Below are 26,877 nucleotides of genomic sequence, written 5' to 3' on the forward strand. Positions count from 1 at the left end.
CGGGATGCGGCTCCCTGCCTGCTCAAAAGGGGGGACGGTTACTCATCCGTAGAGTAGTGGGGGCCCTCCACATCGGCAGTGCGGCGTTTACCACACCTAGGGTGGCTTGCATGACGCCGCGAGATGCATCAGAGCCGAACGGAAGCCGCTGGTCCGACCTGGACCGGCCGCCCCTCAACGTCACCGGCCTGCGCCGGGGTCTGGTGCGGCAGGGAGGGCTGTGGTCGCGGGTGGAGGTCGTCCAGCGCACCGGCTCGACCAACTCCGACCTGGTCGCCCGGGCGGCCGGGGGTGAGGCCGTGGAGGGGGCCGTACTGGTCGCCGAGGAGCAGACGGCCGGGCGCGGGCGCCTGGACCGCCAGTGGACCGCGCCGCCGCGTTCGGGCCTGTTCTTCTCCGTCCTGCTCACCCCGGCCGAGGTGCCGGTGGCCCGGTGGGGCTGGCTGCCGCTGCTCACGGGGGTGGCGGTGGCGACGGGACTGGCCCGGGCGGCGGGTGTCGACACGGCGCTGAAGTGGCCGAACGACCTGCTGGTCACCGTCGGGGGAGAGGAACGCAAGGCCGGCGGGATCCTCGCCGAGCGGGCCGGTGACGACGGGGTCGTCATCGGGGTCGGCATCAACGTCACGCTGAGGGCGGACGAGCTGCCCGTGCCGACGGCCGGGTCGCTGGCGCTGGCCGGGGCCGTGAGCACGGACCGCGATCCACTGCTGCGGGGCGTGCTTCGTTCCCTGGAGGAGTGGTACGGGAAGTGGCGTGCGGCCGGGGGCGACCCGAGTGTGAGCGGGTTGCAGGAGGCGTACGCCGCCGGGTGCGCGACGCTCGGGAGGGTGGTGCGGGCGGAGCTGCCGGGGGATCGGGCGGTGTTGGGGGAAGCCGTCGCGGTGGACGGGGACGGGCGGTTGGTGCTGGCCACGGGGGAGGGGGTGCAGGAGCCGGTCGGGGCGGGGGACATCGTGCACTTGCGGCCTGCTTGAGGCCAAGCGGCCGGCCAGGTGTCTCCAGCCCGTCCGGCGATCGAGGACGAGACCGTTCAGGCCGATGGGGGGTCCGGGGGCGGAGCCCTCTGGGGGCGGTGGGAAACGCCGTGCACCCGGACGGCGCCCGGCACCTCACCCGTCGGCAGAACCAACGGAGTGAGCTGGCGCACACCTGCCGTAGAGTTGAGGCCGGTCGATACATGACCGTGACAGATCGGAAGGGCAGCACGCGTGACCGTCGACGACTCGGGCTCCGGCACGGACGCGCAGGGCGCCGACCCCGGCGAGGATCCACTCGCCCTGCGGCTGGAACAGCTCATCCTGGGCGCCGAGCGCCGCTACACCCCGTTCCAGGCGGCCCGCAGCGCCGGCGTCTCCATGGAACTGGCCTCCCGCTTCTGGCGGGCGATGGGCTTCGCCGACATCGGGCAGGCCAGGGCCCTCACGGAGGCGGACGTCCTGGCCCTACGGCGCCTGGCCGGTCTCGTCGAGGCCGGGCTGCTGAGCGAGGCGATGGCCGTCCAGGTGGCCCGCTCCACCGGACAGACCACCGCGCGGCTCGCCGAGTGGCAGATCGACTCCTTCCTGGAGGGCCTGACCGAGCCGCCCGAGCCGGGCATGACGCGCACCGAGGTGACGTATCCGATCGTCGAGCTGCTCCTGCCCGAGCTGGAGGAGTTCCTGGTCTACGTCTGGCGCCGCCAGCTCGCCGCCTCGGCCGGACGGGTCGTGCAGGCCGCCGACGACGAGGAGATGGTCGACCGGCGGCTGGCCGTCGGCTTCGCCGACCTGGTCGGCTTCACGCGGCTGACCCGCCGGATGGAGGAGGAGGAGCTCGGCGAGCTGGTCGAGGCCTTCGAGACGACGGCCGCCGACCTGGTGGCCGCCAACGGCGGACGGCTGATCAAGACCCTCGGCGACGAGGTGCTGTACGCCGCCGACGACGCCGGCACGGCCGCCGAGATCGCGCTGCGGCTGATCGAGACCATGGCGCACGACGAGACCATGCCGGAGCTGCGCGTCGGCATGGCGTTCGGCACCGTGACCACCCGAATGGGTGATGTCTTCGGTACGACCGTGAACCTGGCGTCCCGGCTCACCTCGATAGCTCCGAAGGACGCCGTCCTCGTCGACACCGCGTTCGCCGAGGAGCTGATCCGCACGCAGGACGCCCCGGCCTCCGAGGCGGAGGCGGCCGAGGAGGCCGCGGCGGCGGAGAAGGAGGGCGAGGAGCCGCCCGTCTACCGGTTCGCGCTGCAGCCGATGTGGCAGCGGCCGGTGCGTGGACTGGGCGTCGTGGAGCCGTGGCTGCTCACGCGGCGGGACGCGGCGCCGTAGCCGCGCCGTAGCCGCTCCCCGGTGTGCCGTCGGCGCGTCGTCAGCGGCGGTCGACGGGTGGGTCCGCGCACAGGCCGATGACCGGCACGCACAGGCCGGGGTCCTGTGGCTTCTGTGGTTTCCGCGGCTCGTCCGGTTCGCCGGGACCGGGTGTCGGGGTGGGCGCGGTCCGGCTCGGCGGCGCGGGTGCGGTCGGGGCCGGGCGGGGTGCGTCGTCCCGGGGCGGCTGGGCCGGGGGGTCCGCCGGGGGATTCGCCGGGGCGGGGCGGGGCGAGGTGCCGGGCTCGGGGGCGGTGGGCGTGTCGGTTGTCCGGCCGGAATGCCCGGCCGGGGCGGACGGGGCCTGCCCCGCCCCCCTGGTGACCGGTGACGGGGTGAGGCCGCCGAGGGCGGTGGGGGACGAAGGGCCCGCCTCGGGCGTGTCCGGCCGGGCCGCCGCTGTGCCGGGGGTCTCGTCCGTGCCGGAGACGACCGGGTCCGGGCGGGGCTCGGCCTCGACGGCGCCGACGCCGCCGTCCGGGCCGGTTCCCGAGGTCAGGCGTACGAGGCTCAGGACGCCCGCGGCCAGGGCGAGGCCGCCGGCGGCGAGCAGGGCCTTGCGGGGGCGGGGCTTGCGGTGCCGGCCCCGGGGGCGCGGGGTGAGGGGGCCGGTTTCCGCCGGGGACGGCTCGTGGGGCGCGGCCGGCAGCGGTCGGCGTTGCCGCGCGGCCGTTGTGTCCTGCTGCGGCCTCGCCGGCGTGTTCGTCGTCATCACGGTTCCTCCCCGATGCGCACGCGCCCCCTGTGCGCCATGGCGGACGCACGTTATGCGCTCCCTTGCGCGGTCGGGGTGGAGTTGGGGTGATGTCACTCGAACGGGTGGGCGGGAGGGGAGAGGGAACCGGGCGCGTCCGCTCTTTCGCCGGCGGGGTGCGGCTGCGATGATCTGAGCGTCGGTTTGTGTTAACCCGCGTTAACCGGAGGGTGTCATGAGTGAGGAACGGTTCGGGGAGTTCGTGCTGGTGCGGCGGCACGAGCAGGGGCATGTCGCGGAGCTCGTCCTCGACCGCCCCAAGGCCATGAACGCGGTGTCGACCGAGATGGCGCGGTCCATTTCCGGGGCGTGCGCGGCGCTGGGGGAGGACCGGGAGGTGCGGGCGGTCGTCTTGACCTCGACGCACGAGCGGGCCTTCTGTGTAGGGGCCGACCTGAAGGAGCGGAACTCGTTCAGTGACGCGGATCTGCTGCGGCAGCGGCCCGTGACCCGCGCGGCGTACACCGGGGTGCTGGAGCTGCCGGTGCCGACGGTGGCGGCGGTGCACGGTTTCGCGCTGGGCGGCGGGTTCGAGCTGGCGCTGGCGTGCGACGTGATCGTGGCGGACCGGACCGCGGTGGTGGGGCTGCCGGAGGTGTCGGTCGGGGTCATCCCCGGGGGCGGCGGGACGCAGCTGCTGCCGCGGCGGGTGGGGGCGGCCCGGGCGGCTGAGCTGATCTTCTCCGCGCGGCGGGTGGAGGCCGCGGAGGCCGGGGAGCTGGGGCTCGTGGACCGGGTGGTGGAGGAGGGACGGGACCGGGAGGAGGCCCTGGCGCTGGCCGTCCGGATCGCCGGGAACTCGCCGGTGGGGCTGCGGGCCGCGAAGCGGGCGCTGCGGCTGGGGCAGGGGCTGGATCTGCGAGCCGGGCTGGAGGTCGAGGACGCGGCGTGGCGGACCACGGCGTTCTCCGGTGACCGGGCGGAGGGCGTCGCGGCCTTCAACGAACGACGCAAGCCGGAGTGGCCGGGGGAGTGACGGACTCCCGGGCGGCGGCGACCGAGAGCGGTCCGGAGTGCGGTGGCCGGAAGCGGCCCGGGCGGTAACGGCCGAGGTCGGCGGAGTGGTGGGTGGAGCGGCCCGGGCGGTAGTGGCCGGGGTCGGCGGGGTGGTGGTCGGTGGGGGGCTGGAGGGCGCCGGCCGGAGTGGCCCGGGTAGTAACGGCCAACGCCGGCAGAGCGGTGGCCGGTGCCGGTCTGGAGGCCGGTGGCCGGAGTGGCCCGGAGGGCGGCGGTCGGAGTGGCTCGGGTAGTGACGGCCTGGGCGGGCCGGAGGGCGGCGGCCGGGTCCGGCGGAGCGGTGGGTGGAGCGGCCCGGGCGGTAGTGGCCGGGGCCGGCGGGGTGGTGGGCGGTGGGGGTCTGGAGGGCGGCGGCAGGAGTGGCCCGGAGGGCGGTGGAGCGGTGATCGGGGCAGTCCGAGGACGGCCCGGCCGGGAGTGGCCCGGAGGGTGGCCGGGGTGGGCGGGAGCGTCGCTGTCGGGAGCTGTCCGGGGGCTGTGAACGGCCGGTGTTCCGTGTGAACCCTCGCCCTCCCCGTTCGCCCCGTCAACAGAACGGTCTGGCCGAAAACTACCTAGCCTGGGGTGATGGGTGAGGACAGACGGCTGGCGGCCGTCGTCGCGTTGGCTCAGGGGATGGCGGCCGCGCACGGGTTGCGCGAGGCATGGCGTGCGGCGGCGACGGGGGCGTGCCGGGCGCTCGGTGGCAGCTTCGCCGCGCTGTCGGTGTGGGAGCGGGAGCTCGGGCGGCTGAAGGTCCTCGTGAACGTCGGTGAGCTGGCCGAGAGTGAGGAGGAGTTTCCGGAGGACGAGTCCTACCCGGTGCACCAGTTCGCCGAGATCACCGAGTTCCTGCACGAGCAGTGGGCCGGCGGCGGCGAGCCCGACGCTTGGGTGGAGACCGCCCAGGGCACCGCCGCCGGGCAGCCCGGCTACTGCCACCAGCGGGTCGCCGCCCTGCGCCGCCGCGGCCGCGGCTGCTGCGTCGTCGCGCCCATCGTGCTGCACGGCCGGGCCTGGGGCGAGCTGTACGTGGCCCGCCCGGTCGGGGAGCCCGTCTTCGGACGGGCCGACGCCGACTTCGCCACCGTCCTGGCCTCCGTCGTGGCCGCCGGCATCGCCCAGACCGAGCGGCTCGAAGAGGCCCGGCGGCTCGCCTTCACCGACTCCCTCACCGGGCTCGCCAACCGCCGAGCCGTCGACGTACGCCTGGAACAGGCCATCGAGCGGCACCGCAGGGACGGGACCGTCGTCAGCCTCGTCGTCTGCGACCTGAACGGGCTCAAGCGGGTCAACGACACCCATGGGCACGCGGCCGGCGACCGGCTCCTGGAGCGGTTCGGCTCGGTGCTGTCGCTGTGCGGGGCCATGCTGCCGGGGGCGCTGGCCGCGCGGCTCGGCGGGGACGAGTTCTGCCTGCTGGCGGTCGGGCCGCCCGCGGACCAGGTGGTGAAGGCGGCCCGTGAACTGTGCCGCAGGGCGGCCGAGTTGGAGCTCGGGGACGGTGTGGCCTGCGGAGTCGCCTGCACCGAGGATCCGATCGGGACCGTACGCTCGGCCCGCCGGCTCTTCCGGCTCGCCGACGCCGCCCAGTACCGGGCCAAGGCGGAGCGGGCCACCCGCCCGGTCGTCGCCGGGCGGGCCGGGCCCGACGACCCCGTCGTGCGGCTCGCGGACGAGCCGTCCGGAGAGACGGGCGGCGAGCGCCGGCGCTTCCGCGGTCGGCACGCGCCCTGACACCACCGGGCGCTCCCGACGGCCCGGGCCCCGACGACTCGAGCGCCCCCGCCGGTTCGGGTGGTCCGGGCGCCCTTGTGGTCGTGGTGGTCCTGTGGGCTCGGGTGGTCCGGGCGTCCCTGTGGTCTCAGTGGCCCGCCGGTTCGGGTGGTCTCGGTGGCCCGCCGGTTCGGGTGGTCTCGGTGTCCCTGCGGTCGTGATGGCCCCGCGGGCCCGCGCGGTCCCGGGGTCCCGCGCCCCCGCGCCTCCGCGGACCCAGGCGGTCCCGGAGGCCCTGCGGTCCCGGCGGCCCCGACCGGCTCGGGCGGTCCCCGCGCTCCGTGGCCCCCCCCAGTGGTCCCCTCTGGGCGGCCCCGGCCCCCGCGGCCCCGGCCTCCGCGGCCCCGGCCTCCGCGGCTCCGGCCCCCGCGGCCCCGGGCCCCCAGCCCCGCCGACGCCGCCGACCCCGCCGGTGTGACGTATTCGGTAAGGGGCGAACCCCGTCCCCAGTGGTGACATCATTGAATTCACTGCGTACGCTCCTGAATATGGATATGCACACTGTGGTGGTGGGGACGTCCGGGGTGACCGCGTCCGACGTGCTCGCCGTGGCGCGCGGCGGCGCCCGCGTCGAGCTCTCCGAGGAGGCCGTGGCCGCCCTCGCCGCGGCCCGCGAGATCGTGGACGCGCTGGCGGCCAAGCCGGACCCCGTGTACGGCGTGAGCACCGGCTTCGGCGCCCTGGCGACCCGGCACATCAGCCCCGAGCTGCGCGCCCAGCTCCAGCGCAACATCGTCCGCTCGCACGCCGCCGGCATGGGCCCCCGGGTCGAGCGCGAGGTCGTGCGCGCCCTGATGTTCCTGCGACTGAAGACCGTCTGCTCCGGGCGCACCGGCGTGCGCCCCGAGGTCGCGCAGACCATGGCCGACCTGCTCAACGCCGGGATCACCCCGGTCGTGCACGAGTACGGCTCCCTCGGCTGCTCCGGCGACCTCGCCCCGCTGTCCCACTGCGCGCTCGCGCTGATGGGCGAGGGGGAGGCCGAGGGCCCCGACGGCTCCGTGCGCCCGGCCGCCGAACTGCTCGCCGCGCACGGCATCCAGCCGGTCGAACTGCGCGAGAAGGAGGGCCTCGCCCTCCTCAACGGCACCGACGGCATGCTCGGCATGCTGGTCATGGCCCTGGCCGACCTGGAGACCCTCTACCGGTCCGCCGACGTCACGGCCGCCCTGTCCCTGGAGGCCCTGCTCGGCACCGACAAGGTCCTCGCCCCCGAGCTGCACGCCATCCGGCCGCACCCGGGCCAGGCCGCCAGCGCCGCCAACATGCTGGCCGTACTGAAGGGCTCCGGGCTGACCGGGCATCACCAGGACGACGCCCCGCGCGTCCAGGACGCCTACTCGGTGCGCTGCGCCCCGCAGGTCGCCGGTGCCGGACGGGACACCGTCACCCACGCGCGGCTGGTCGCCGACCGCGAGCTGGCCGCCGCCGTCGACAACCCCGTTGTGCTGCCCGACGGGCGCGTGGAGTCCAACGGCAACTTCCACGGGGCGCCGGTCGCCTACGTGCTGGACTTCCTCGCCATCGCCGCCGCCGACCTCGGCTCCATCGCCGAGCGGCGCACCGACCGGCTGCTCGACAAGAACCGCAGCCACGGCCTGCCACCGTTCCTCGCCGACGACGCCGGTGTGGACTCGGGCCTGATGATCGCTCAGTACACGCAGGCCGCGCTGGTGAGCGAACTGAAGCGGCTCGCCGTACCGGCGTCCGCCGACTCCATCCCGTCCTCCGCCATGCAGGAGGACCACGTCTCTATGGGCTGGTCGGCGGCGCGCAAGCTGCGCACGTCCGTGGACAACCTCACCCGGGTCCTCGCCATCGAGCTGTACGCCGCCACGCGCGCGATCCAGCTGCGCGAGGGGCTGACCCCGGCGCCCGCGACGCAGGCGGTCATCGACGCCGTACGGGAGGCCGGGGTGCGCGGTCCCGGCCCGGACCGGTACCTGGCGCCCGACCTGGCCGCGGCGGACGCGTTCGTGCGCGACGGGCGGCTGCTCGCGGCGGTGGAGGCGGTCACCGGGCCGCTCCGGTAGGACGGCCCGCGCGACAGGAGGGGCCCTGCCGCCCGGCGGGGCCCCTTCGCCGTCCCCCGGCCGGAGCCCAAGTGCGGTCAGAGACCGAGGCGTTCCCGGCGGACCGAGTACACGACGAAGCCGGCGCCCAGCGTGAGGCAGAAGGTCCCGCCGATCACGTACGGCGTGCTGTCGAAACTGCCGGTGTCCGCGAGGCGGGTCCCCGGGACGGAGGCGTCCGCGGTCGTGGCCGCGATCCGGGCCTGCTCCGTGACCTGCGGCGACGGGCTCGTCGAGACCGCGTCTCTCGCCGGGGAGTCCGACGTCGCGTTGGCGGACGGGACGAACCACAGGGCGCCCAGCAGGGTCGCCGCTGCGGTGGTGGTCAGCAACGGACGGCGAGCGGATGACACGGAATATCGATCCCCTTGTGACGTCGGCGAATTGGCCGTGTGGGGCGATGTTAGTGAAAGGCGCGGGTCACGGGAAAGTCACGGGAGGCCTTGGCCGTACGCTCCCGCCATGAGCACTCCAGAGACATCACGATTTGTCCGGCTTCGAGTGGAGCTCGTTCTCGAAGTCGAGGACCCCGCCGCGATCACCAAGGCCGCACTCGGCCGGATCGCCGGCGACGCCGGGATGCCCGCGGCGGAGCGGGCCCACGCCGAGGACGGTGTGACGGAAGACACCGCGGAGGCCCTCGCCTATCTCGTCGACCCGTTCGACCTGGTCAGTGAGGTGCCGGGGATCGAGCTCCAGCAGGCCTCCTGGAGCAGCGAGCGGATCGACTACGACCCCGATTCGCCGGACTGGGACCTCGACGAGGATGATGGCGACGACGACAGCGACGGCTGACCGCCCGGAAGCTCGTGACCCCGGGCGGCAACCGCCGCCCGGGGTCCTCGCGTCTCAGGCGGCGCGCGACCGCACCCGTAACGCCCGGCACCGTCCGTCGCGGACGTGGTGATCCCCACACGCGCGCCACCTGGGGAACCGGGCGAACCGGTCGTAGCGTTGAAAGTTCTCGACGGGGACTCACGGATCCCGACGGGGGCACTTGGTTGGTGACGGGGGCCACGGGGTTTTGGGGAAATCGGCAACGATGGAGAAGCGTGTGATGACGGTCAGTAAGCGGCGCAAGGGCCTGACGGTCGCGTCCGCACTGCTCGGCGGAGTGCTGATGCTCTCGGCCTGTTCCGGCGGCGACGACAGCGCCTCCGGCAGCGACGGCGGTGACAGCTCCCAGTCGAAGGTCGACGAGGCCGCGGCCAAGAAGACCTCCGAGGCCCAGATCAAGATCACACCCAAGGACGGCTCGAACAACGCCTCGATCAACAACTCGGCCACCGTCACCGTGAGCAAGGGCACGCTCACGGACGTGAAGATGACGACGACCGACGGCACCGAGGTCAGCGGCCAGATATCCGCCGACAGGAAGAGCTGGAAGCCCAGCACGCAGCTGGAGCGCTCCACCACCTACAGGCTGGCGGCCGAGGCGAAGGACGCCGACGGACGCGTCGCCCACGAAAACGCCTCGTTCACCACGGTCTCCCCGGCCAACAGCTTCATCGGCAACTTCACGCCGGACGACGGCACCACCGTCGGCGTCGGCATGCCGGTCTCGATCAACTTCGACAAGGCGATCACCAACAAGGCCGCGGTCCAGAAGGGCATCACGGTCAGCACGACCAGCGGCCAGGAGGTCGCCTGCCACTGGTTCAACGCCAACCGCATGGACTGCCGGCCCGAGGACTACTGGAAGGAAGGCTCCACCGTCACGCTGAAGCTCGCGCTCGACGGTGTCGAGGGCGCCGAGGGCGTCTACGGCGTCCAGCAGAAGACGGTCACCTTCAAGATCGGCCGCAACCAGATCTCCTACGTCGACGCGAAGACCAAGCAGATGAAGGTCACGCAGGACGGCAAGGTCGTCCGGACGATCCCGATCTCCGCGGGCTCACCGGAGAACAAGACCTACGAGGGCGTCATGGTGATGTCCGAGAAGTTCAAGGAGACGCGCATGAACGGCGCGACCGTGGGCTTCACGGACGACGACGGCAAGGGCGAGTACGACATCAAGGACGTGCCGCACGCCATCCGCCTCTCCAGCTCCGGCACGTTCATCCACGGCAACTACTGGGGCGCGAAGTCCATCTTCGGCAACGCGAACACGAGCCACGGCTGCGTCGGTCTCCAGGACGCCAAGGGCGCGGACGACCCGAACACGCCGGGCGCCTGGTTCTTCAACAACTCGATCCTCGGTGACGTGGTCGTCGTCGAGAACACCGGTGACAAGACCATCGCGCCGGACAACGGCCTCAACGGCTGGAACATGAACTGGGCCGACTGGAAGGCCGGCTCGGCCGTCTGACGGCCCTTCGGCACCGCACACCCGGAAGCCGTCGCCCGCCCCCGCCCGGGGCGGGCGACGGCTTCCGGCTTTTCTTCCCGGCCGCTTCGGGCTTTTCCCGGCCGCTTCCGGCCTTCCCGGCCCCTTCTCATCCGGCTCTTATGCGCGGCTCAAGCACTCATCACAGACCGTCCCTAGCTTGCCGCCATGTTCTTCACCTATCTGAGGCGCGAGTCGCGCCGCCGCAGGAAGGCGGCCCTCGTCGTCGCCTCCGGACTCGCGCTGGGCATCGCGCTGGTCATCGTCGTCACCTCCGTCTCCGCCGGCATGAGCACGGCGCAGGACAGGGTCCTCCAGTCGCTCTACGGGCTGGGCACGGACATGACCGTCACCAAGGCCGCGGCACCGTCGGGCACCGGCACCGAGCGGCCCCGCTTCCGCTTCGACGCGCAGGACGACGGCTCGGGCGGCGAGCAGAGCAGCGACCGCGTCATGGTGCAGGGCTTCCAGACACTGGCGAGTTCGACCGTGGACGAGGTGGCCGCGCAGAACGGGGTCGCGGACGCGGTGGGCGGGCTGAGCCTGCAGGTCGTCAAGGTCAGCGGCGAGTTCACCCGCGGCCGCTTCCAGCAGGACGGCAGCGGCGGCCGGAGCGGCGGCCGGAGCAGCGGCCCGGGCGGGGCCCAGCCCTCGCCGCAGGGCCGGATCGAGGGCGGCGGCGCCGACTTCGACGTCAACAGCTACTCCGTCTACGGCACCGACGTCACTGAACCGGCCCTCGGCCCGCTCACCTCCTCCCGGATCACCAGCGGCCGCACCTTCAGGACGAGCGAGACCGACGCCGGGGTCGCCGTGGCCGACGCGTCGTACGCCAAGGAGAAGAAGCTCAGCACCGGGTCCACGGTCACCATCAGGAACACGAAGTTCGAGGTCGTCGGCATCGCCACGGCCGACAGCGGGGACGCCGCCGCCAACCTCTACATCCCGCTGCGGCAGGCGCAGACGCTGGCCGGCGCCAAGGACGAGGTCACCACGGTGTACGTCAAAGCCACCGACTCGCAGCGGATCGACAGCGTCAAGTCGGAGATCCGCGAGAACGTCCCCGGCACGACCGTCACCACCTCGGCCGACCTCGCCGACACCGTCTCCGGCTCCCTGTCCACGGCCTCCTCCCTCGCCACGAGCGTGGGCAGGTGGCTGTCGATCGTGGTCCTGGTGGCCGCGTTCCTGGTGGCGGGCCTGCTGACGTCCTCGGCGGTCTCCCGCCGGGTCCGCGAGTTCGGCACGCTCAAGGCGCTGGGCTGGAAGTCGGGCCGGGTGACCGGGCAGGTGGTCGGCGAGGCGGTCGTCAACGGCCTGGTCGGCGGGGCGCTCGGCATCGCGCTGGGGCTGGCGGGCGCGTACGCGGTGACGGCCGTGAGTCCCACGCTGCAGGCGCAGTTGGGCGGGGGCGGTGGTGCCGGGGGCGGCTTCGGGGGCCTGCGGGCCACGCCGGGCGGGCCGGGGGCGCAGCAGACCCTCGACGTCACCCTCACCGCACCCGTCAGCCTGACGACCATCGCCCTCGCGGTGGCCCTGGCGGTGACGGGCGGCCTGATCGCCGGCGCGTTCGGGGGCTGGCGGGCGTCACGACTGCGGCCCGCCGACGCTCTGCGCCGAGTCGAGTGACGCCCGCACGCCCGTACCCGAAGGCCGAAGCCCGAAGCCCGAGCCAGAAGCTCGAACCAGGAGTCTCCATGTACGAACTGAGCGCCGTCACCAAGCACTACACCCGTTCCCGGGAAACCGTCCACGCCCTCGACGGCATCGACCTCACCATCCCCGACGGCGACCGCCTGGTCATCCAGGGCCCCACCGGCGGCGGCAAATCCACCCTGCTGCAAATGCTCGGCGGCCTGGACCGCCCCACCTCCGGCCGGATCGTCCTCGACGGCACCGACCTCGCCGCCCTGCCGGAGGCCAGACTCACCCGCGTGCGGAGTGAGAACATCGGTTTTGTCTTCCAGTCCTTCAACCTGATCCCGACGCTCACCGCGCAGGAAAACGTCGAAACCGCCCTCGTCCCGCTCGGCGTCAAGCCGAAACAACGCCGCGAACAGGCCGCCGAGGCACTGAAGTCGGTCGGTCTCGGAGAACGCCTCGCACATCTGCCCGGGGAGATGTCCGGCGGTCAGCAGCAGCGCGTGGCCATCGCCCGGGCCCTGGTGAAACAGCCGAAGGTGCTGCTCGCCGACGAACCCACCGGCAACCTCGACGAGTCGATGCGCGACGAGATCATGGACGTACTCGAACGCATGTGGAAGGAGCTCGGGCTCACCTTCATCATGGTGACCCACGACTCCGCCCTCGCGAAGAAGGCCCCGCGCCTGGCGACGATCCGCGAGGGCCGAATCACCGTCAAGGAGAACACGCGTGCGTAACGCTGCGGCCCTGTAACGGAGTTCCGGCGGCCGTGTAACAGTCAGCCGACGGAATTCTTACTCTCCTCTCATCTATTGAGTGCCTGATCACCCGTCGGCATACTGCGTATTCCGGGGGGTGACGCGCATGCGTACGAGACCACCCCCGGCCGGGTGAACGGGGAATTCGCCCGGTACTTCTGCAAGGGGGAAACTTGCGCAGACAAGTGAAAAGGGCGTGCGCGGCCACGGTCGCCACAGCGGCAGCCGTGGCCCTGGCGGCGGGCATGACCAGCCCGGCGTCGGCCGACGGCGAGCGGACGGGCGCGGCGGCCAAGCCGGCCTCGCTCACCGCCAAGCACCACATCACGCTGATCACCGGCGACCGGGTCTCCCTGGACGCCAAGGGCCGCGTGGTCGGCTTGGAGCGGGCCAAGGGCCGTGACGACATACCCGTCCAGGTCCGCAAGGTCGACGGTCACACCCTCGTGATCCCGGCCGACGCGGCCCGCCTCGTCGCCACCGGCAAGCTCGACCAGCGTCTCTTCGACGTCACCGAGCTCAACAAGTCCGCGACCCGCAAGGCCCAGAAGAAGGGCCTGAAGGTCATCGTCGGCTACCAGGGCAGCGCCGCGGCCACCAAGGCCGACGTCCGTGACGCGGGCACCCTGAGCCACACGCTGAAGACCCTGAACGCCGACGCGGTCCAGACGCCGCAGGCGGACACTCCCGAGCTGTGGGACGCCGTCACCAACGGCGACCGGACCGCCTCGGGCATCGCGCACGTCTGGCTCGACGGGGTCCGCAAGGCCAGCCTCGACAAGTCCGTCCCGCAGATCGGCGCCCCCAAGGCGTGGTCGGCCGGCTACGACGGCAAGGGCGTCAAGATCGCCGTCCTGGACACCGGTGTCGACGGCACGCACGCCGACCTCAAGGGCCAGGTCGTCGACGCCAAGAACTTCTCCACCGCGCCCGACACCACCGACAAGGTCGGCCACGGCACGCACGTCGCCGCCATCGCGGCCGGCACCGGCGCGAAGTCCGGCGGCAAGTACAAGGGTGTCGCGCCCGGCGCGAAGATCCTCAACGGCAAGGTGCTCGACGACGCCGGATTCGGCAGCGACTCCGAGATCGTCGCCGGCATGGAGTGGGCCGCCGCGCAGGGCGCCGACGTCATCAACATGAGCCTGGGCGGCCTGGACACGCCTGCGATCGACCCGATGGAAGCGGTGGTGAACAAGCTCTCCGAGGAGAAGGGCGTCCTGTTCGCCATCGCCGCCGGCAACGAGGGCGACTTCGGCGAGCAGACCGTCGGCTCCCCGGGCAGCGCCGCCGCGGCCCTGACCGTCGGCGCGGTCGACGACAAGGACGTGCTGGCGGACTTCTCCAGCCGCGGCCCCGGCATGGACGGCGCCCTCAAGCCCGACGTGACCGCGCCCGGCGTGGACATCACCGCGGCCTCCGCCCCGGGCAACCTGATAGCCCAGGACGTCGGAGAGAAGCCGGCCGGCTACATGACCATCTCCGGCACGTCGATGGCAACCCCGCACGTCGCGGGCGCGGCGGCGATCCTGAAGCAGCAGCACCCCGAGTGGAAGTACCCCGAGCTGAAGGGCGCCCTCACCGGCTCCACCAAGGGCGGCAAGTACACGCCGTTCCAGCAGGGTTCGGGCCGCATCCAGGTCGACAAGGCCATCAAGCAGACCGTCGTCGCCGAGCCGGTGTCGGTGAGCTTCGGCATCCAGCAGTGGCCGCACACCGACGACAAGCCGGTCACCAAGCAGCTGACGTACCGCAACCTCGGTACGAAGGACGTCACGCTGAAGCTGGCGTCGACCGCCACCAACCCGAAGGGCCAGGCCGCCCCGGCCGGCTTCTTCAAGCTCGGCGCCACCTCGGTGACGGTCCCGGCGGGCGGCAAGGCCTCCGTGCCCTTCACCGTCAACACCAAGCTGGGCGGCACGCTCGACGGCGCGTACTCCTCGTACGTGACGGCGACGGGCGGCGGCCAGACGGTGCGCACGGCGGCGGCGGTGCAGCGCGAGGTGGAGTCGTACGACGTCACCGTTAAGCACATCGGCAGGGACGGCAAGCCGACGGCCGGCTACACCACCGAGGCTTCGGGCTACGCCGGCCTGGGCAAGGAGCGTTCCTACTCGGTGCCCGACACGCCCACCGGCGCGGCCACCCTGCGCCTGCCCAAGGGCTCGTACCTGCTCAACAGCCTGATCGCCGAAGACGTCGAGACGTTCGAAGGCGGCATCGACTGGCTCGTCCAGCCCAAGCTGGCCGTCACCAAGAACACCACGGTGACCATCGACGCCCGCAAGGCCAAGTCGGCCGACATCAAGGTTCCGGACGGGCAGGCAAAGCCGCTGTCCGCGATGGTCGACTACTACTACGAAGCGGCGGGCGCGGGTCTCGGCATCGGTGTCGGCACGTTCGCCGACCTGCGCATGGCCCATCTCGGTCCGGAGGTCTCCGGGCTGAGCCAGGTCTGGAGCGGGCAGTGGGCCAAGGGCGACAGCGCCGAGTACAACGTCGCCACCTCGGCCAAGGTCAAGAAGATCCAGGGTGACAAGGTTCGGCACTTCAAGGCGAGTGAACTTGCCACGGTGAAGCACAACATGGGTGCGGCGGCATCCGGCAAGACCGGTGACGTGTTCACCATGGGTCTGCTTCCCGACACCCTGACCTTCGGTCTCCCGGTGGAGCAGAAGCTGCCGAGCGCGCGCACCATGTACCTGTCGACCTCGGACAAGGTCCAGTGGGCGTTCGACTTCACGCAGTACAAGGGCAAGGACGCCAACGGCGACGCGATCCCCGAGGCCGGCTACTCGATCGACCCGCAGACGTACAAGGCCGGCCAGAAGTACACGAAGACCTTCAACACGGCGGTGTTCGGTCCGCGCCTGAACACCGACTTCGGCATCTTCCGCAGGGGCAACGCCCTCTACGGTTCGCTGCCGCTCTTCGCTGACGGCTCCGGGCACGCGGGCTCGTCCGACTTCACGTCGGTCTCCACGAACCTCTACCGCAACGGCACCAAGGTCAGCTCCAACACCGACCCGCTGTTCGGCGAGGAGTTCAACGTTTCGTCCGGAGACGCCGAGTACAAGCTGACGACGTCGGTCAAGCGAAGCGTCAAGGTCGCTGCGGCTTCGACCCGTATCGATGCCAGCTGGACGTTCCGTTCCAAGAAGCCGTCCGGTGACGCGCGTGTGAAGCTGCCCGCTTCCACCGTTCGCTTCAACGCGGCCACCGGCCTGGACAGCAAGGTCCCGGCGGGCAAGCAGGTCACCGTTCCGGTCACCGTCGAGGGCGCGGCCAAGGGCGGCAACCTGAAGTCGCTGTCGGTGTACGTGTCGTACGACTACGGCAAGACCTGGAAGAAGCTCGACGTCAAGAAGGGCAAGGTCTCCTTCAAGAACCCGGCGAAGGGGAAGGCCATCTCCTTCCACGCCAAGATCGCCGACAAGAAGGGCAACAAGTCGACGATCTCGATCTACAACGCGTACTACGGCAAGTAGGCCGTAGGGCCCGTCCGCGAGCGGCCCGCCGGGAGCCTCGGCTTCCGGCGGGCCGCTTTCGCGTCTACGGGGCCGGGCTCTCGACCCCCGCCCGGGTCGCGTCCGCCCCCCAGCTCGCCAGCAGGCGCAGGGCCTGGGCCGAGGGGGTGTCCGGCTCCGCGTGATACGTGATCAGGGACTGCTCGGCGTCGTCGACCAGGCGGAACGTCTCGAACGACAGCGTCAGGTCGCCGACCAGGGGGTGGCGCATGCGCTTGACGCCGTAGCTCTTCTCCTTGACGTCGTGCGCGGCCCACAGGCGGCGGAACTCCTCGCTCTTCACCGACAGCTCGCCCACCAGGGCCGACAGCTGCGGGTCGTCCGGGTGGCAGCCCGCGTCCATGCGCAGGTAGCCGACGATGTCGGCCGCCTTCTGGTCCCACTCGACGAACAGCTGGCGGTACTCGGGCCGCAGGAACACCATCCGCGCCCAGTTCCGCTCCTGGGCCGGCAGCTCCGCCCAGTCGCCGAAGAGGGCCGCGGCCATCCGGTTCCAGGCCAGGACGTGCGAGCGGCGCCCGACGACGTACGCCGGGACGCTGTCGATCGAGTCCAGCAGGTGCCGCAGCGCCGGCCGCACCTGCTGGCTGCGCGCCACCGGCTTCTTCTTGTGCTGCTTCGGCTTGGCCAGGTGCGTCAGGTGTGCGTGCTCGGCGTCGTTCAGCCGCAGGGCGCGCGCGATCGCGTCCAGCACCTCGGCCGAGACGTTGTGGCCGTTGCCCTGCTCCAGCCGCGTGTAGTACGCCACGGACACCCCGGCCAGCTGGGCCAGCTCCTCCCGGCGCAGCCCGGGCACCCGTCGCCGCCCGAAGTCGGGCAGCCCCACGTCCTCCGGCTTCAGCCGGGCACGCCGGGTGCGCAGGAACTCGCTGAGTTCGGTGCGCCGGTCCAGGCCGCCTCCGGCCGTCTGTGCGGGTTCGGGCTGTTCGTCCACCATGCCGTCCAGTATGGCCGGTCGTACGCACACGAGCCTGACCCCGCCAGTGGTACGCAGGCTGTGCGTACGCAAAAGCGTGGTCTGGGTGACGGCCCGGGATTCCGGCACGGTGGAGTGCGTGCCCGGCCGGAAGATCCGGAAGGCAGCCGGGCATACGACCCCGCTAGGAGAACCCTCGGCATGACCACTGTTGCTGCGTACGCCGCTCCCGCCCCCAAGGCACCGCTGGAGCGCACCACCATCGAACGCCGCCAGGTCGGCGAGTACGACGTCCTGATCGACATCAAGTTCGCCGGCATCTGCCACTCCGACATCCACCAGGCCAACGAGGGCTGGGGCGAGGCCATCTTCCCGATGGTCCCCGGCCACGAGATCGCCGGTGTCGTCTCCGAGGTCGGCCCGGGCGTGACGAAGTTCGCCGTCGGCGACCGCGTGGGCGTCGGCTGCATGGTCGACTCCTGCCGCGAGTGCGACAACTGCAAGGCCGGCCGCGAGCAGTACTGCGTCAAGGGCAACATCCCGACCTACAACGGCATCGGCAAGGACGGCGAGCCCACGTACGGCGGCTATTCGCAGAAGGTCGTCGTCGACGAGAACTTCGTCGTCCGCATCCCCGACGGGCTCGCCCTGGACGTCGCCGCGCCGCTGCTGTGCGCCGGCATCACCCTCTACTCGCCGCTCAGGCGCTTCGGCGCCGGCCCCGGCAAGAAGGTCGCGATCGTCGGCCTCGGCGGCCTCGGCCACATGGGCGTGAAGATCGCGCACGCGCTCGGCGCCGAGGTGACCGTGCTGTCACAGTCGCTGCGCAAGCGGGAGGACGGCCTGAAGCTGGGCGCCGACCACTACTACGCCACCAGCGACCCGAAGACCTTCGAGGAACTGGCCGGCACCTTCGACCTGATCGTCTCCACGGTCTCGGCGCCGCTGGACTTCGGCGCCTACCTGTCGCTGCTGAAGACCGAGGGCACGCTGGCCAACGTCGGCGCCCCCGAGGAGCCCATCTCCCTGAACCTCTTCTCGGTGATCGGCGGCGGCAAGTCCCTCGCCGGTTCTATGATCGGTGGCATCGCGGAGACCCAGGAGATGCTGGACTTCTGTGCCGAGCACGGCCTGGGCGCCGAGATCGAGCTGATCCGCGGCGACCAGATCAACGAGGCGTACCAGCGGGTCCTCGCCAGCGACGTGCGGTACCGGTTCGTGATCGACACGGCCACGATCTGAGACCGGACGGTCTCGCGACTCGGAGGGCCCCGGCGCACCCGCGCCGGGGCCCTCGGGGCGTTCTCGTGATGCGCGGGGGCGGGCCCGCGGGGTACACAGGTGGAGTGCACCAGGGGGTTCACCGGTACGTCAGGGGAGGCCCGCCATGACCGTGCAGCTGAACCACACCATCGTCGCCGCGCACGACAAGCGCGCCTCGGCCCGGTTCCTCGCCGACATCCTCGGCCTGGAGGTGAGCGCGCCCTACGGCCCGTTCCTCCCGGTCGAGATCTCCAACAGTGTCACGCTCGACTTCATGGACAGCCCCGGCGCCATCACCCCGCAGCACTACGCCTTCCTGGTCTCGGAGGAGGAGTTCGACCAGATCCTCGCCCGGATCCAGGAGGCCGGCCTGACGTACTGGGCGGACCCGTTCCACAGCCGCCCCGGCGAGATCAACCACAACGACGGTGGCCGCGGCGCGTACTTCGACGACCCCGACGGCCACCGCCTGGAGATCATCACCAGGCCGTACGGCAGCGGCGGGTGACCCGGCCGGCCGGGTCAGCGCCGGACCCTACTCGCCAGAGGTCCCGCCGAAGGTCCACACGGCACGGGGGCCGGGGCCGACGACCAGGTCCGAGTGGCCGAGCCGCTCCACGTGCCGGTCGGGCACCGGCCTGTTCAGCGACATCTCCACCCGCTTCAGACCCACCTGGTCGAGCGGCACGGCGTCGAACCGGAGGGTGGTGCCGCCGCCCTTCGCGACGACGCCCCCGCCCGGCACGGACCGCACGGCGAACCCGCCGGCCTCCAGCAGCGGCACGGTGTTGGCCAGGTCCCGGGCGGTCACCGCGAGCCGGATGGCGGTCACGTCCCGCATCAGACGGTCGCGGTAGCCGTCGGACAGGTAGCGCTCCCGGCCCACGTCACCGGGGTACGCGGCGGGCTCGGTGTTGCCGCGCGGGTCGGCGAAGTACTCGGGCCGGTACTCCATGCCCCACGCGCCGAACAGGTCGTACTGGTCGGTGGTGAAGACAGCGTCGAACCACGGCACGGGGACGCCGTCGCCGAAGTCACGCGTCTGCAGGAACTCCACCGGGTCGCCGTTGCCCTGCTCGCGCAGCCGGGCCGTGACCGTCGCGAGGTCGCCCGCCCGCTCCGTCGAGACGCCCATGCCGCCGGCGCCGAGGGTGGCGTCCTTGCCGGGCAGGTCGCCGGCGCCGAACAGTTCGAGGTAGGTCTCGCGGCCCATGAGGTAGCGGCCGGTCCAGGTCTGTCCACCGGAGCCGGTGGTGGTGCGGACCTGGAAGTTGGCGAAGTCCCGGAGGTACGCCGAGTGCTCGATCGCGTCGGCGGTCTCCCGGTCGAGCACGCCGTAGGCGTGGTTGTAGTACAGCAACTGCCGCCCGCCCCCGCCGCCGTCCTCGGCGTGCGCGGCACCCTGGACCGCCCCCGCGAGGGCCAGGGTCATGACCATGATCGCCTGTAACGCTCGTCTGAGAACCATGCGGGGAGCGTAGGCCGGGAGGAATCCGTTCCGCTGCGGATTTCGGCGCTTACGCCGTCACCCGGACCGGTCGCCGCAGCAGGTACACGCCGGCGGTCGACACCAGGACGCCCATGCACGCGATGAAGACGAGCCCGGCCCCCTCCAGGCCGATCGGGCCCGCCAGCAGCCCCACCCCGATCACCGGCACCGAGATCCCCGCGTACGCCACCACGAACAGCGTCGAGATCACCGCCGCGCGCCGGTCCCCCGGCGAGGCCCCGGCCACCGCCGACAGTGCGCCGCGGAACGCCAGCCCCTGCCCGACCCCGCCGGCGAGCGCGCTCAGCACCACCAGCGCGAGCAGGCCCCAGTGCAGGGCGCCGGCCAGCAGCAGGAGCCCGGCCAGCAGCCCGGCGCAGCCCAGCGGCAGCGACCGCGCCACCCCCAACCGTCCGGCCACCAACTGCCCGGCTGTCGAGGAGAAGAAGGCCAGCGCGACGACCAGTCCGCTCACGGCGTGGTCGCGCAGGTCCAGCGACTCGGCCAGGAACGCGGGGCTGACGGCCGTGAACACCCCGAACAGGGCGAACCCCACGAACGAGGCGGTCGCCGCCGGCCCGAACACCGGACGCACCCGAGCGGGCAGGGCGGGCCGCCGCGGCCGTACCGTGCGCGGCGGCCGCGACTCCCGCACGGTCTCCGGGAGCCGCAGCAGGGCGGCGGCCGAGGCGGCCACCAGGCCGAGATGGACGGCGAACGGCAGGTGCAGCGGCCAGGGGGCGTACTGCGCGAGCAGTCCGGCGAGCAGCGGGCCGCAGCCCAGTCCGCCCATGTTGGCCGCCGTCGCCACGAAGGTGGCCTGGGAGGCACCCCCGGCGGGGGCCAGCTCCATCACGTACGCTGTGGCGGCACCGGTGAACAGGCCGGCCGACAGGCCCGACAGCAGCCGTCCCGCGCAGAGCCAGCCCAGACCCGTCGCGCACAGGAAGCAGACGGCGCTCACTGCGGCGAACCCCAGGCCCCCCAGCAGCACCGGCCGGCGGCCCACGGCGTCCGAGGCGTTGCCCGCCAGCAGCAGCACGCCGATGACACCGAAGGCGTACACCGCGTAGACGACGGTGACGGTGAGCTCGGAGAAGCCGAACTTCTCCTGGTAGAGGGGGTAGAGCGGGGTGGGCAGCGTGGTGCCGGCCATACACACGGCGAACAGCGCGCCGCCCAGCAGGCACCGGCGCCACCCGGGGCGGTCACCGTTCATGCGGCCGACCGTAACCCGCGGGTCGCCTCCGCCCGGCGCGGCGTGCCCGGCCGCCCGCGGACGCGGCTACGACGGGACGGGTCCCGCGAGGTCCGGATCGTCCTCGCCCGGTCCCGGTGGCGGGTCGGTGAGCTGCTCGCGGACGTAGCTCCACACCACCGCGATCAGCGCGGCGACGGGCACGGCGAGCAGGCTGCCGACGATGCCGGCGACGTTGCCGCCCAGCGTCACCGCCAGCAGCACGACGGCCGCGTGCAGACCGAGGCCGCGGCTCTGGATCATGGGCTGGAAGACGTTGCCCTCCAGTTGCTGCACCACGACGATGATGGCCAGCACGATCAACGCGTCCGTCAGGCCGTTGTAGACCAGCGCGATGAGGACCGCGACGAAACCGGCGAACAGGGCGCCGATGATCGGCACGAACGCGGAGACGAAGGTCAGCACCGCCAGGGGCAGCACCAGCGGGACGCCCAGGATCCACAGGCCAAGGCCGATCAGGACGGCGTCGAGCAGGCCGACGGCCGCCTGGGACCGTACGAAGGAGCCCAGCGTGTCCCAGCTCCGCGCGCACACGACCGGGACGTCCGTGGCGAGTCGGCCGGGCAGCTGGCGGGCGAGCCAGGGAAGGAAGCGCGGGCCGTCCTTCAGGAAGAAGAACATCAGGAACAGCGCGAGCACGGCGGTGACGACCCCGTTGACCACGGTGCTCACCCCCGTGACGACGGCGCCGACCATGCTGCCGAGCCCGTTCTGGGCCCGGGCGACCGCGGAGTCGAAGGCCTTGTCGATCTGGGCGTCCCCGATGTTCAGCGGTGGCCCGGCGGCCCACTCGCGCAGGCGCTGGATGCCCTCGACCACGCCGTCGGACAACTCCCCGGACTGGGACGCCACCGGCACGGCGATCAACGCCACCACACCCGCGGCGACCAGCAGGAACAGCACGGTCACCACCGAGGCGGCGAGCGCGGGCGGCCAGCCGCGCCGCCGCAGGTACCGGGCGGCGGGCCAGGTCAGCGTGGTCAGCAGCAGCCCGACCACCAGCGGCCACACCACCGACCACATGCGGCCCAGCAACCACAGAGCCACGGCCAGCCCGGCCAACACCAGCAGCAACTCGGCGGACACCCGCGCGGATATCCGTAGCGCGATACGGGATCTGGAGGAACTCAGGGGCGCAGTCACGAGGGCACTTTATGGGGTGCCCACGCCTCAAGGGACACACCGTGCCCTCCACGGCCCCGCCGGCTCAGCGCCGAAGCTCTCCACGCCCCCGCCGGCTCACCCGTCGGCCCGGGCCACGCCGATCGGGCAGGAGACACCGGTGCCGCCGATGCCGCAGTAACCGGCCGGGTTCTTGTCGAGGTACTGCTGGTGGTGCGCCTCGGCCGGGTAGAAGGGGCGGTCCTGGGCCGGGAGGATCTCCGTGGTGACCAACCCGTGGCCGGAGGACGTCAGAACCCGCTGGTAGGCGGCGCGGGACGCCTTGGCGGCGGCCTCCTGCCCGGCGCTGTGCGTGTAGACGGCGGAGCGGTACTGCGTGCCCACGTCGTTGCCCTGACGGAAGCCCTGCGTGGGGTCGTGGGACTCCCAGAACGTCTTCAGCAGACGCTCGTACGAGATCACCGCCGGGTCGTACACCACGCGCACGACCTCCGTGTGGCCGGTCAGCCCCGAGCAGACCTCCTCGTACGTGGGGTGCTCGGTGTGGCCGCCCTGGTAGCCGACGAGGGTCGTCCAGACACCGGCCGGGAGCTGCCAGAACACGCGCTCGGCGCCCCAGAAGCAGCCCATGCCGAAGTCGGCGGTCTCCAGGCCCTCGGGGTAGGGGCCGAGCAGCGGGTTGCCGAGGACGGTGTGGCGGTCGGGGACCGTGAACAGCGGCTCGGGGCGGCCGGTCAGGGCCTGCTCGCGGGTCGGCAGCCGGGGCGTGCGGCTGTAGAGGAACATGCGGCCTCCAGGTCGGTGGCCCTCTTCCCGGCGGTCTCCGGTGAGGGCGCGCCGCCCCACGCGTGGGCGACGTCCCCTTCAACCCGCCCCCGGCTTACGGAATTCCGGCGCGGAACCGGCCCCACAGCGGGCCTCAGTGCGGCAGGTTCGCCGGGCTGCCGCCGTTCGCCTCGTAGCCCGCCACGGCCAGCGCCCGGTATACCGCGAACTCCGCGGCCGGGTCGGCGGACAGGGTCCAGGGCAGGGCGCCCACGTGCCCGTCGATGTGGACCAGCTGGCTCATCGCCTCCGACCAGCGCTCGCCGCGGACCAGGAAGTACACCAGCAGGTGGCGCACGTGCGCCAGCATCGGGTCGTCGGGGCGGGCCGAGTGCACCGCGTGCAGCGCGCCGTGCACCGCCTTCGTGACGACCTCGGTCTGCCAGAATCCGCTGACCAGCGTCACCTCGGGCAGGTGCTCGAACACCGCGAACAGGGGCATCGCCGCCAGCAGGGAGCCCTGGGGGGCCCGGGCCGCCGCGGCCTCCGCGAACGAGTAGGCCAGCTCACGCGAGCCGTGCCACTTCTCGCACCAGTAGTGCAGCGCGGCCAGGTGCGCCCCCATGTGGTTCGGGGCGCGGTCCAGGATCTTCAGCCAGAGCTGCTCGAAGTCCTTCTGGGAGTAGCCCAGGCCGCGGGCCACGGACAGCTCCACGATGTACGGGATCGGATCGCCCGGGGCCAGCAGCGCCGCGTCGCCGCACGCCGCCCTCGCCTCCTCCATGATGATCCGGAACTCGTCCGTGCCGGGCGACGCCGTCCGCCACGCCTGCTGCACCAGGAACTCGGCGTGCACCGCGGCGCCGCCGGCGTCCTTGGGGGCCTCCGCCCGCCACACCCGCAGCCACTGCCCGCCCGGCGACTGGCCCACCCCGCCGGGCCGCTGTGCGAGCTCCAGCGAGGCCGCCCCCGCGAAGGCCTGCACGCGCTGCCAGCGGCGCTCGCCCTCCGTCTCCGTGCCCGCGAGGAGCTGCTGGGCCGCGCGGTGGTCCTGCGTGCGCTGCACCACGTCCAGGACGTCCATCAGGTCCTGGTCGGGGCCGGGCATGCGGATGTCGAGCTCCTCCTCGCGGACGAAGCCGTAGTTTGCCGGGTCCGCGGCGTCCGGGTGGTCGGGCGAGACCAGCCCGATCGCACCGCGCCCGCGCCGCAGGAACGGGAGCAGCACGAAGCCCAGCATGACCAGTGCGATCAGGACCCAGAGAATCTCCATGCCACAAGCGAACCAGACCGCGCCGACAATTGGCCAACCTGGTCCGCGAACCTGTGGAAAACCCGGCCCGGCTCCGCCCGCCGCCCTGTGGAGAACCCGGGGCCGGGGCGCGGGCGGCCTCGTGCTCCGGCACGTCCCGCGTCGGCGCACTACCCTCGGGCCCATGAGCGACAGGCACATCAGTCAGCACTTCGAGACGCTCGCGATCCACGCGGGCAACACCGCCGACCCCCTGACGGGCGCGGTCGTCCCGCCGATCTATCAGGTGTCCACCTACAAGCAGGACGGCGTCGGCGGCCTGCGCGGCGGCTACGAGTACAGCCGCAGCGCCAATCCGACCAGGACCGCGCTGGAGGAGAACCTCGCCGCCCTGGAGGGCGGCCGTCGCGGCCTCGCGTTCGCGTCCGGGCTGGCGGCCGAGGACTGCCTGCTGCGCACGCTGCTCAGCCCCGGCGACCACGTGGTCATCCCCAACGACGCCTACGGCGGCACGTTCCGCCTCTTCGCCAAGGTCGTCGCCCGCTGGGGCGTGGAGTGGTCGGTGGCCGACACGAGCGACCCGGCCGCCGTGCGGGCCGCCCTCACCCCGAAGACCAAGGCCGTGTGGGTGGAGACCCCCTCCAACCCGCTCCTCGGCATCACCGACATCGCCGCCGTCGCCCAGGTCGCCCGGGACGCGGGCGCGAAGCTCGTCGTCGACAACACCTTCGCCACGCCGTACCTGCAGCAGCCGCTGGCCCTCGGCGCGGACGTGGTGGTGCACTCCCTGACCAAGTACATGGGCGGACACTCGGACGTCGTCGGCGGCGCCCTGGTCGTCAGCGACCCCGAGCTCGGCGAGGAACTGGCCTTCCACCAGAACGCGATGGGCGCCGTCGCCGGCCCCTTCGACTCCTGGCTGGTGCTGCGCGGCACCAAGACGCTCGCGGTGCGGATGGACCGGCACAGCGAGAACGCCGCCAAGGTCGCCGACATGCTCACCCGCCACGCGCGCGTGACCAGCGTGCTCTACCCGGGTCTGCCGGAGCACCCCGGCCACGAGGTCGCCGCCAAGCAGATGAAGTCCTTCGGCGGCATGATCTCCTTCCGGGTCGAGGGCGGCGAGGAGGCGGCCGTCGACGTCTGCAACCGCGCCAAGGTGTTCACGCTGGGCGAGTCCCTCGGCGGCGTCGAGTCGCTGATCGAGCACCCGGGCCGGATGACGCACGCGTCCGTGGCCGGCTCGCTCCTGGAGGTCCCCGCCGACCTGGTGCGGCTGTCCGTCGGCATCGAGAACGTCGACGACCTGCTGGAGGACCTGCAGCAGGCGCTCGGCTAGTCAGGGCGCCGGCCGGGTCACCAGCCGGTGAGGGGTGGAGTCGTGTGGGACGGCGGCTCCACCCACGGCCGGGCCGTCAGCGCCCACACCGTGAACGCCACGGCCGCCGCGGACAGCAGCAGCCACAGGGTGCGGCGGGCCAGCGCCCGGCGCCGCAGCATGCGGGTGCCCCGGCGTACCGCCTCCGGGTGGATCTCGGGCGGCAGGGGCCGCTGCGCCCGCTCCAGGAGCCGCCGTACGGCCGCCTCGCGGTCGTTCCCGCTCATGTCCGCCTCCGGTCGCCGTGCGGGGTGCCGCCGCGGGCGGGTCGTCTCATGACGGCACCGCCTTCACGGCCTGCACGGCCGGGGCCGCATCCGGCGGGCGGCGCAGCAGCGTGGTCGTCGCCCGGTGGCAGATGGCCCGTACGCGCTCCGGGGACAGGCCCAGCAGGGCCGCCGCCTGCTCCTCGGCGACACCCTCGTAGAGCCTGAGCACGACGATCAGCCGCTCCTGCGGGGTGAGGACGGCCAGGGGGCTCGCGGGGTGCGGGCGGGAACGGACGAGTCCGCCGTGCTGGTGCCAGGCGCCGCGCGCGAACCGGGTGGCCAGGTACTGGCGGGTGCGGTCGTAGGGATCCTCGCCGCGCAGCCCGTCCCAGCGCGCGAAGGTGTGGGCCAGCGACAGGGTCAGCAGGCGCCGCGCGCGCGGGTTGTCGTCCGGGGCCTCCGCGGTGAGCAGGGTGGCGGCGTGCAGCAGCCGCCCGGCCGCGCCCGCGACGAACGCCTCGAACTCCCGGGCGCGACGGGCTGCCCGGTACGCGTGCCGCTCTCGCACCTCGCCTCCCGCCCGACGGCGACCGACCCTCACGACCCGTCCCCGGCCGCGCACGGCGGGGACCCGGTCTCATATCAGGCCAGAGGCACCCCCGCGGTCAAGAGCCGCGCACTCCCCGGCTTCCCGCCAGTGCGGGCACCGGCGGGAAGCCGGGGGGTGCGCACCGACCACGCGCGCGCCCGACCCGGGCCATGCCCCGCCCCTGCCGGTGGCCGCCACACGCACGTGCCCACCGCGCGCGTGTGCCCGCCACACCCACGTGCCCGACCCGGGCACGTGCCGGCACCCCGGGACACGCCCTGACCGTCCGGCACGCCCTGCCCGTCCGGCACGCACCCGCCACACCCACGCACCCGCCACACCCACGTGCCCGACCCGGGCCCGTGCCGGCACCCCGGGACACGCCCTGACCGTCCGGCACGCCCTGCCCGTCCGGCACGCACCCGC

At 72.6% G+C, this 26,877-nt stretch carries 23 protein-coding genes; 13 read left to right on the forward strand and 10 right to left on the reverse strand.

Annotated elements, in window-relative coordinates; genetic code table 11:
• Positions 1–110: 110 nt before the first annotated feature.
• Positions 111–977 (forward strand): biotin--[acetyl-CoA-carboxylase] ligase, encoded by an 867-nt coding sequence (locus ABTZ58_RS17820; RefSeq protein ID WP_351356948.1) that lies wholly within the window; start codon positions 111–113, stop codon positions 975–977.
• Between the two features lie 234 nt (positions 978–1,211).
• Complete coding sequence (locus tag ABTZ58_RS17825) at positions 1,212–2,318, forward strand: adenylate/guanylate cyclase domain-containing protein (RefSeq protein ID WP_309097308.1); 1,107 nt, start codon at positions 1,212–1,214, stop codon at positions 2,316–2,318.
• Positions 2,319–2,358: 40 nt separating this feature from the next.
• Here ABTZ58_RS17825 and ABTZ58_RS17830 read toward each other — a convergent pair whose 3' ends face one another.
• Positions 2,359–3,069 carry a hypothetical protein gene (locus ABTZ58_RS17830; protein ID WP_351356952.1) on the reverse strand — a complete coding sequence of 237 codons (711 nt, stop codon included), beginning with the start codon at positions 3,067–3,069 and terminating at the stop codon, positions 2,359–2,361.
• A 217-nt stretch (positions 3,070–3,286) separates the two neighbouring features.
• Here ABTZ58_RS17830 and ABTZ58_RS17835 point away from each other — a divergent pair, with 217 nt between their 5' ends.
• The 3 genes from ABTZ58_RS17835 to hutH all read left to right on the forward strand — a co-directional run bounded on the left by ABTZ58_RS17835 (position 3,287) and on the right by hutH (position 7,916).
• Positions 3,287–4,087, forward strand: coding sequence for an enoyl-CoA hydratase/isomerase family protein (locus tag ABTZ58_RS17835; protein ID WP_351356955.1), 801 nt, complete (start codon positions 3,287–3,289; stop codon positions 4,085–4,087).
• 608 nt (positions 4,088–4,695) lie between these two features.
• Complete coding sequence (locus ABTZ58_RS17840) at positions 4,696–5,844, forward strand: GGDEF domain-containing protein (protein WP_351356958.1); 1,149 nt, start codon at positions 4,696–4,698, stop codon at positions 5,842–5,844.
• Positions 5,845–6,377: 533 nt separating this feature from the next.
• Positions 6,378–7,916, forward strand: a complete 1,539-nt coding sequence (gene hutH, locus ABTZ58_RS17845; protein WP_351357244.1) for a histidine ammonia-lyase — start codon at positions 6,378–6,380, stop codon at positions 7,914–7,916.
• A 77-nt stretch (positions 7,917–7,993) separates the two neighbouring features.
• On the opposite strand, the gene ABTZ58_RS17850 is transcribed toward hutH, so the two are convergent.
• A complete protein-coding gene (locus tag ABTZ58_RS17850) occupies positions 7,994–8,308 on the reverse strand; it encodes a hypothetical protein (protein WP_351356962.1) in 315 nt (104 codons plus the stop codon).
• A gap of 148 nt (positions 8,309–8,456) precedes the next feature.
• On the opposite strand from ABTZ58_RS17850, the gene ABTZ58_RS17855 reads away from it, so the two are divergent.
• The 5 genes from ABTZ58_RS17855 (at position 8,457) to ABTZ58_RS17875 (ending at position 16,171) form a co-directional block, all read left to right on the forward strand.
• Complete coding sequence (locus ABTZ58_RS17855) at positions 8,457–8,750, forward strand: hypothetical protein (protein ID WP_351356965.1); 294 nt, start codon at positions 8,457–8,459, stop codon at positions 8,748–8,750.
• Positions 8,751–9,012: 262 nt separating this feature from the next.
• Positions 9,013–10,263, forward strand: a complete 1,251-nt coding sequence (locus ABTZ58_RS17860; RefSeq protein ID WP_351356968.1) for a L,D-transpeptidase — start codon at positions 9,013–9,015, stop codon at positions 10,261–10,263.
• A gap of 186 nt (positions 10,264–10,449) precedes the next feature.
• Positions 10,450–11,910: an ABC transporter permease gene (locus ABTZ58_RS17865; protein ID WP_351356971.1), complete on the forward strand. Its 1,461-nt coding sequence runs from the start codon at positions 10,450–10,452 to the stop codon at positions 11,908–11,910.
• Positions 11,911–11,978: 68 nt separating this feature from the next.
• A complete protein-coding gene (locus ABTZ58_RS17870; RefSeq protein WP_351356974.1) occupies positions 11,979–12,662 on the forward strand; it encodes an ABC transporter ATP-binding protein in 684 nt (227 codons plus the stop codon).
• Between the two features lie 194 nt (positions 12,663–12,856).
• Entirely contained in the window at positions 12,857–16,171 is a 3,315-nt protein-coding gene (locus ABTZ58_RS17875) for a S8 family peptidase (protein WP_351356977.1), read from the forward strand.
• A gap of 64 nt (positions 16,172–16,235) precedes the next feature.
• Here ABTZ58_RS17875 and ABTZ58_RS17880 read toward each other — a convergent pair whose 3' ends face one another.
• Positions 16,236–17,144, reverse strand: a complete 909-nt coding sequence (locus tag ABTZ58_RS17880; protein ID WP_502996088.1) for a helix-turn-helix domain-containing protein — start codon at positions 17,142–17,144, stop codon at positions 16,236–16,238.
• Between the two features lie 183 nt (positions 17,145–17,327).
• Here ABTZ58_RS17880 and ABTZ58_RS17885 point away from each other — a divergent pair, with 183 nt between their 5' ends.
• Both ABTZ58_RS17885 and ABTZ58_RS17890 read left to right on the forward strand, forming a co-directional pair.
• Positions 17,328–18,368: an NAD(P)-dependent alcohol dehydrogenase gene (locus ABTZ58_RS17885; RefSeq protein ID WP_351356983.1), complete on the forward strand. Its 1,041-nt coding sequence runs from the start codon at positions 17,328–17,330 to the stop codon at positions 18,366–18,368.
• Positions 18,369–18,513: 145 nt separating this feature from the next.
• On the forward strand, positions 18,514–18,897 hold the full coding sequence (locus ABTZ58_RS17890) for a VOC family protein (protein WP_309098155.1): 384 nt from the start codon (positions 18,514–18,516) through the stop codon (positions 18,895–18,897).
• Between the two features lie 27 nt (positions 18,898–18,924).
• Here the strand turns inward: ABTZ58_RS17890 and ABTZ58_RS17895 are convergent, their stop codons facing one another.
• The 5 genes from ABTZ58_RS17895 to ABTZ58_RS17915 form a co-directional block, all read right to left on the reverse strand.
• Positions 18,925–19,857, reverse strand: coding sequence for a DUF5829 family protein (locus tag ABTZ58_RS17895; protein ID WP_351356986.1), 933 nt, complete (start codon positions 19,855–19,857; stop codon positions 18,925–18,927).
• 49 nt (positions 19,858–19,906) lie between these two features.
• Positions 19,907–21,097 (reverse strand): MFS transporter, encoded by a 1,191-nt coding sequence (locus ABTZ58_RS17900; protein WP_351356989.1) that lies wholly within the window; start codon positions 21,095–21,097, stop codon positions 19,907–19,909.
• Positions 21,098–21,163: 66 nt separating this feature from the next.
• Positions 21,164–22,279: an AI-2E family transporter gene (locus ABTZ58_RS17905; RefSeq protein ID WP_351356992.1), complete on the reverse strand. Its 1,116-nt coding sequence runs from the start codon at positions 22,277–22,279 to the stop codon at positions 21,164–21,166.
• A 96-nt stretch (positions 22,280–22,375) separates the two neighbouring features.
• Entirely contained in the window at positions 22,376–23,044 is a 669-nt protein-coding gene (msrA, locus tag ABTZ58_RS17910) for a peptide-methionine (S)-S-oxide reductase MsrA (RefSeq protein WP_351356995.1), read from the reverse strand.
• Positions 23,045–23,177: 133 nt separating this feature from the next.
• Positions 23,178–24,296, reverse strand: coding sequence for a hypothetical protein (locus ABTZ58_RS17915; protein ID WP_351356998.1), 1,119 nt, complete (start codon positions 24,294–24,296; stop codon positions 23,178–23,180).
• Positions 24,297–24,459: 163 nt separating this feature from the next.
• Here ABTZ58_RS17915 and ABTZ58_RS17920 point away from each other — a divergent pair, with 163 nt between their 5' ends.
• Positions 24,460–25,614: a cystathionine gamma-synthase gene (locus ABTZ58_RS17920; RefSeq protein ID WP_351357001.1), complete on the forward strand. Its 1,155-nt coding sequence runs from the start codon at positions 24,460–24,462 to the stop codon at positions 25,612–25,614.
• Between the two features lie 17 nt (positions 25,615–25,631).
• Here the strand turns inward: ABTZ58_RS17920 and ABTZ58_RS17925 are convergent, their stop codons facing one another.
• Positions 25,632–25,880 (reverse strand): hypothetical protein, encoded by a 249-nt coding sequence (locus tag ABTZ58_RS17925; RefSeq protein ID WP_351357004.1) that lies wholly within the window; start codon positions 25,878–25,880, stop codon positions 25,632–25,634.
• 46 nt (positions 25,881–25,926) lie between these two features.
• Positions 25,927–26,430: a sigma factor-like helix-turn-helix DNA-binding protein gene (locus tag ABTZ58_RS17930; RefSeq protein ID WP_351357007.1), complete on the reverse strand. Its 504-nt coding sequence runs from the start codon at positions 26,428–26,430 to the stop codon at positions 25,927–25,929.
• Between the last annotated feature and the right edge of the window lie 447 nt (positions 26,431–26,877).

Origin of the sequence: Streptomyces sp. NPDC094143 (assembly GCF_040303825.1) — a bacterium.
GTDB lineage: Bacteria > Actinomycetota > Actinomycetes > Streptomycetales > Streptomycetaceae > Streptomyces.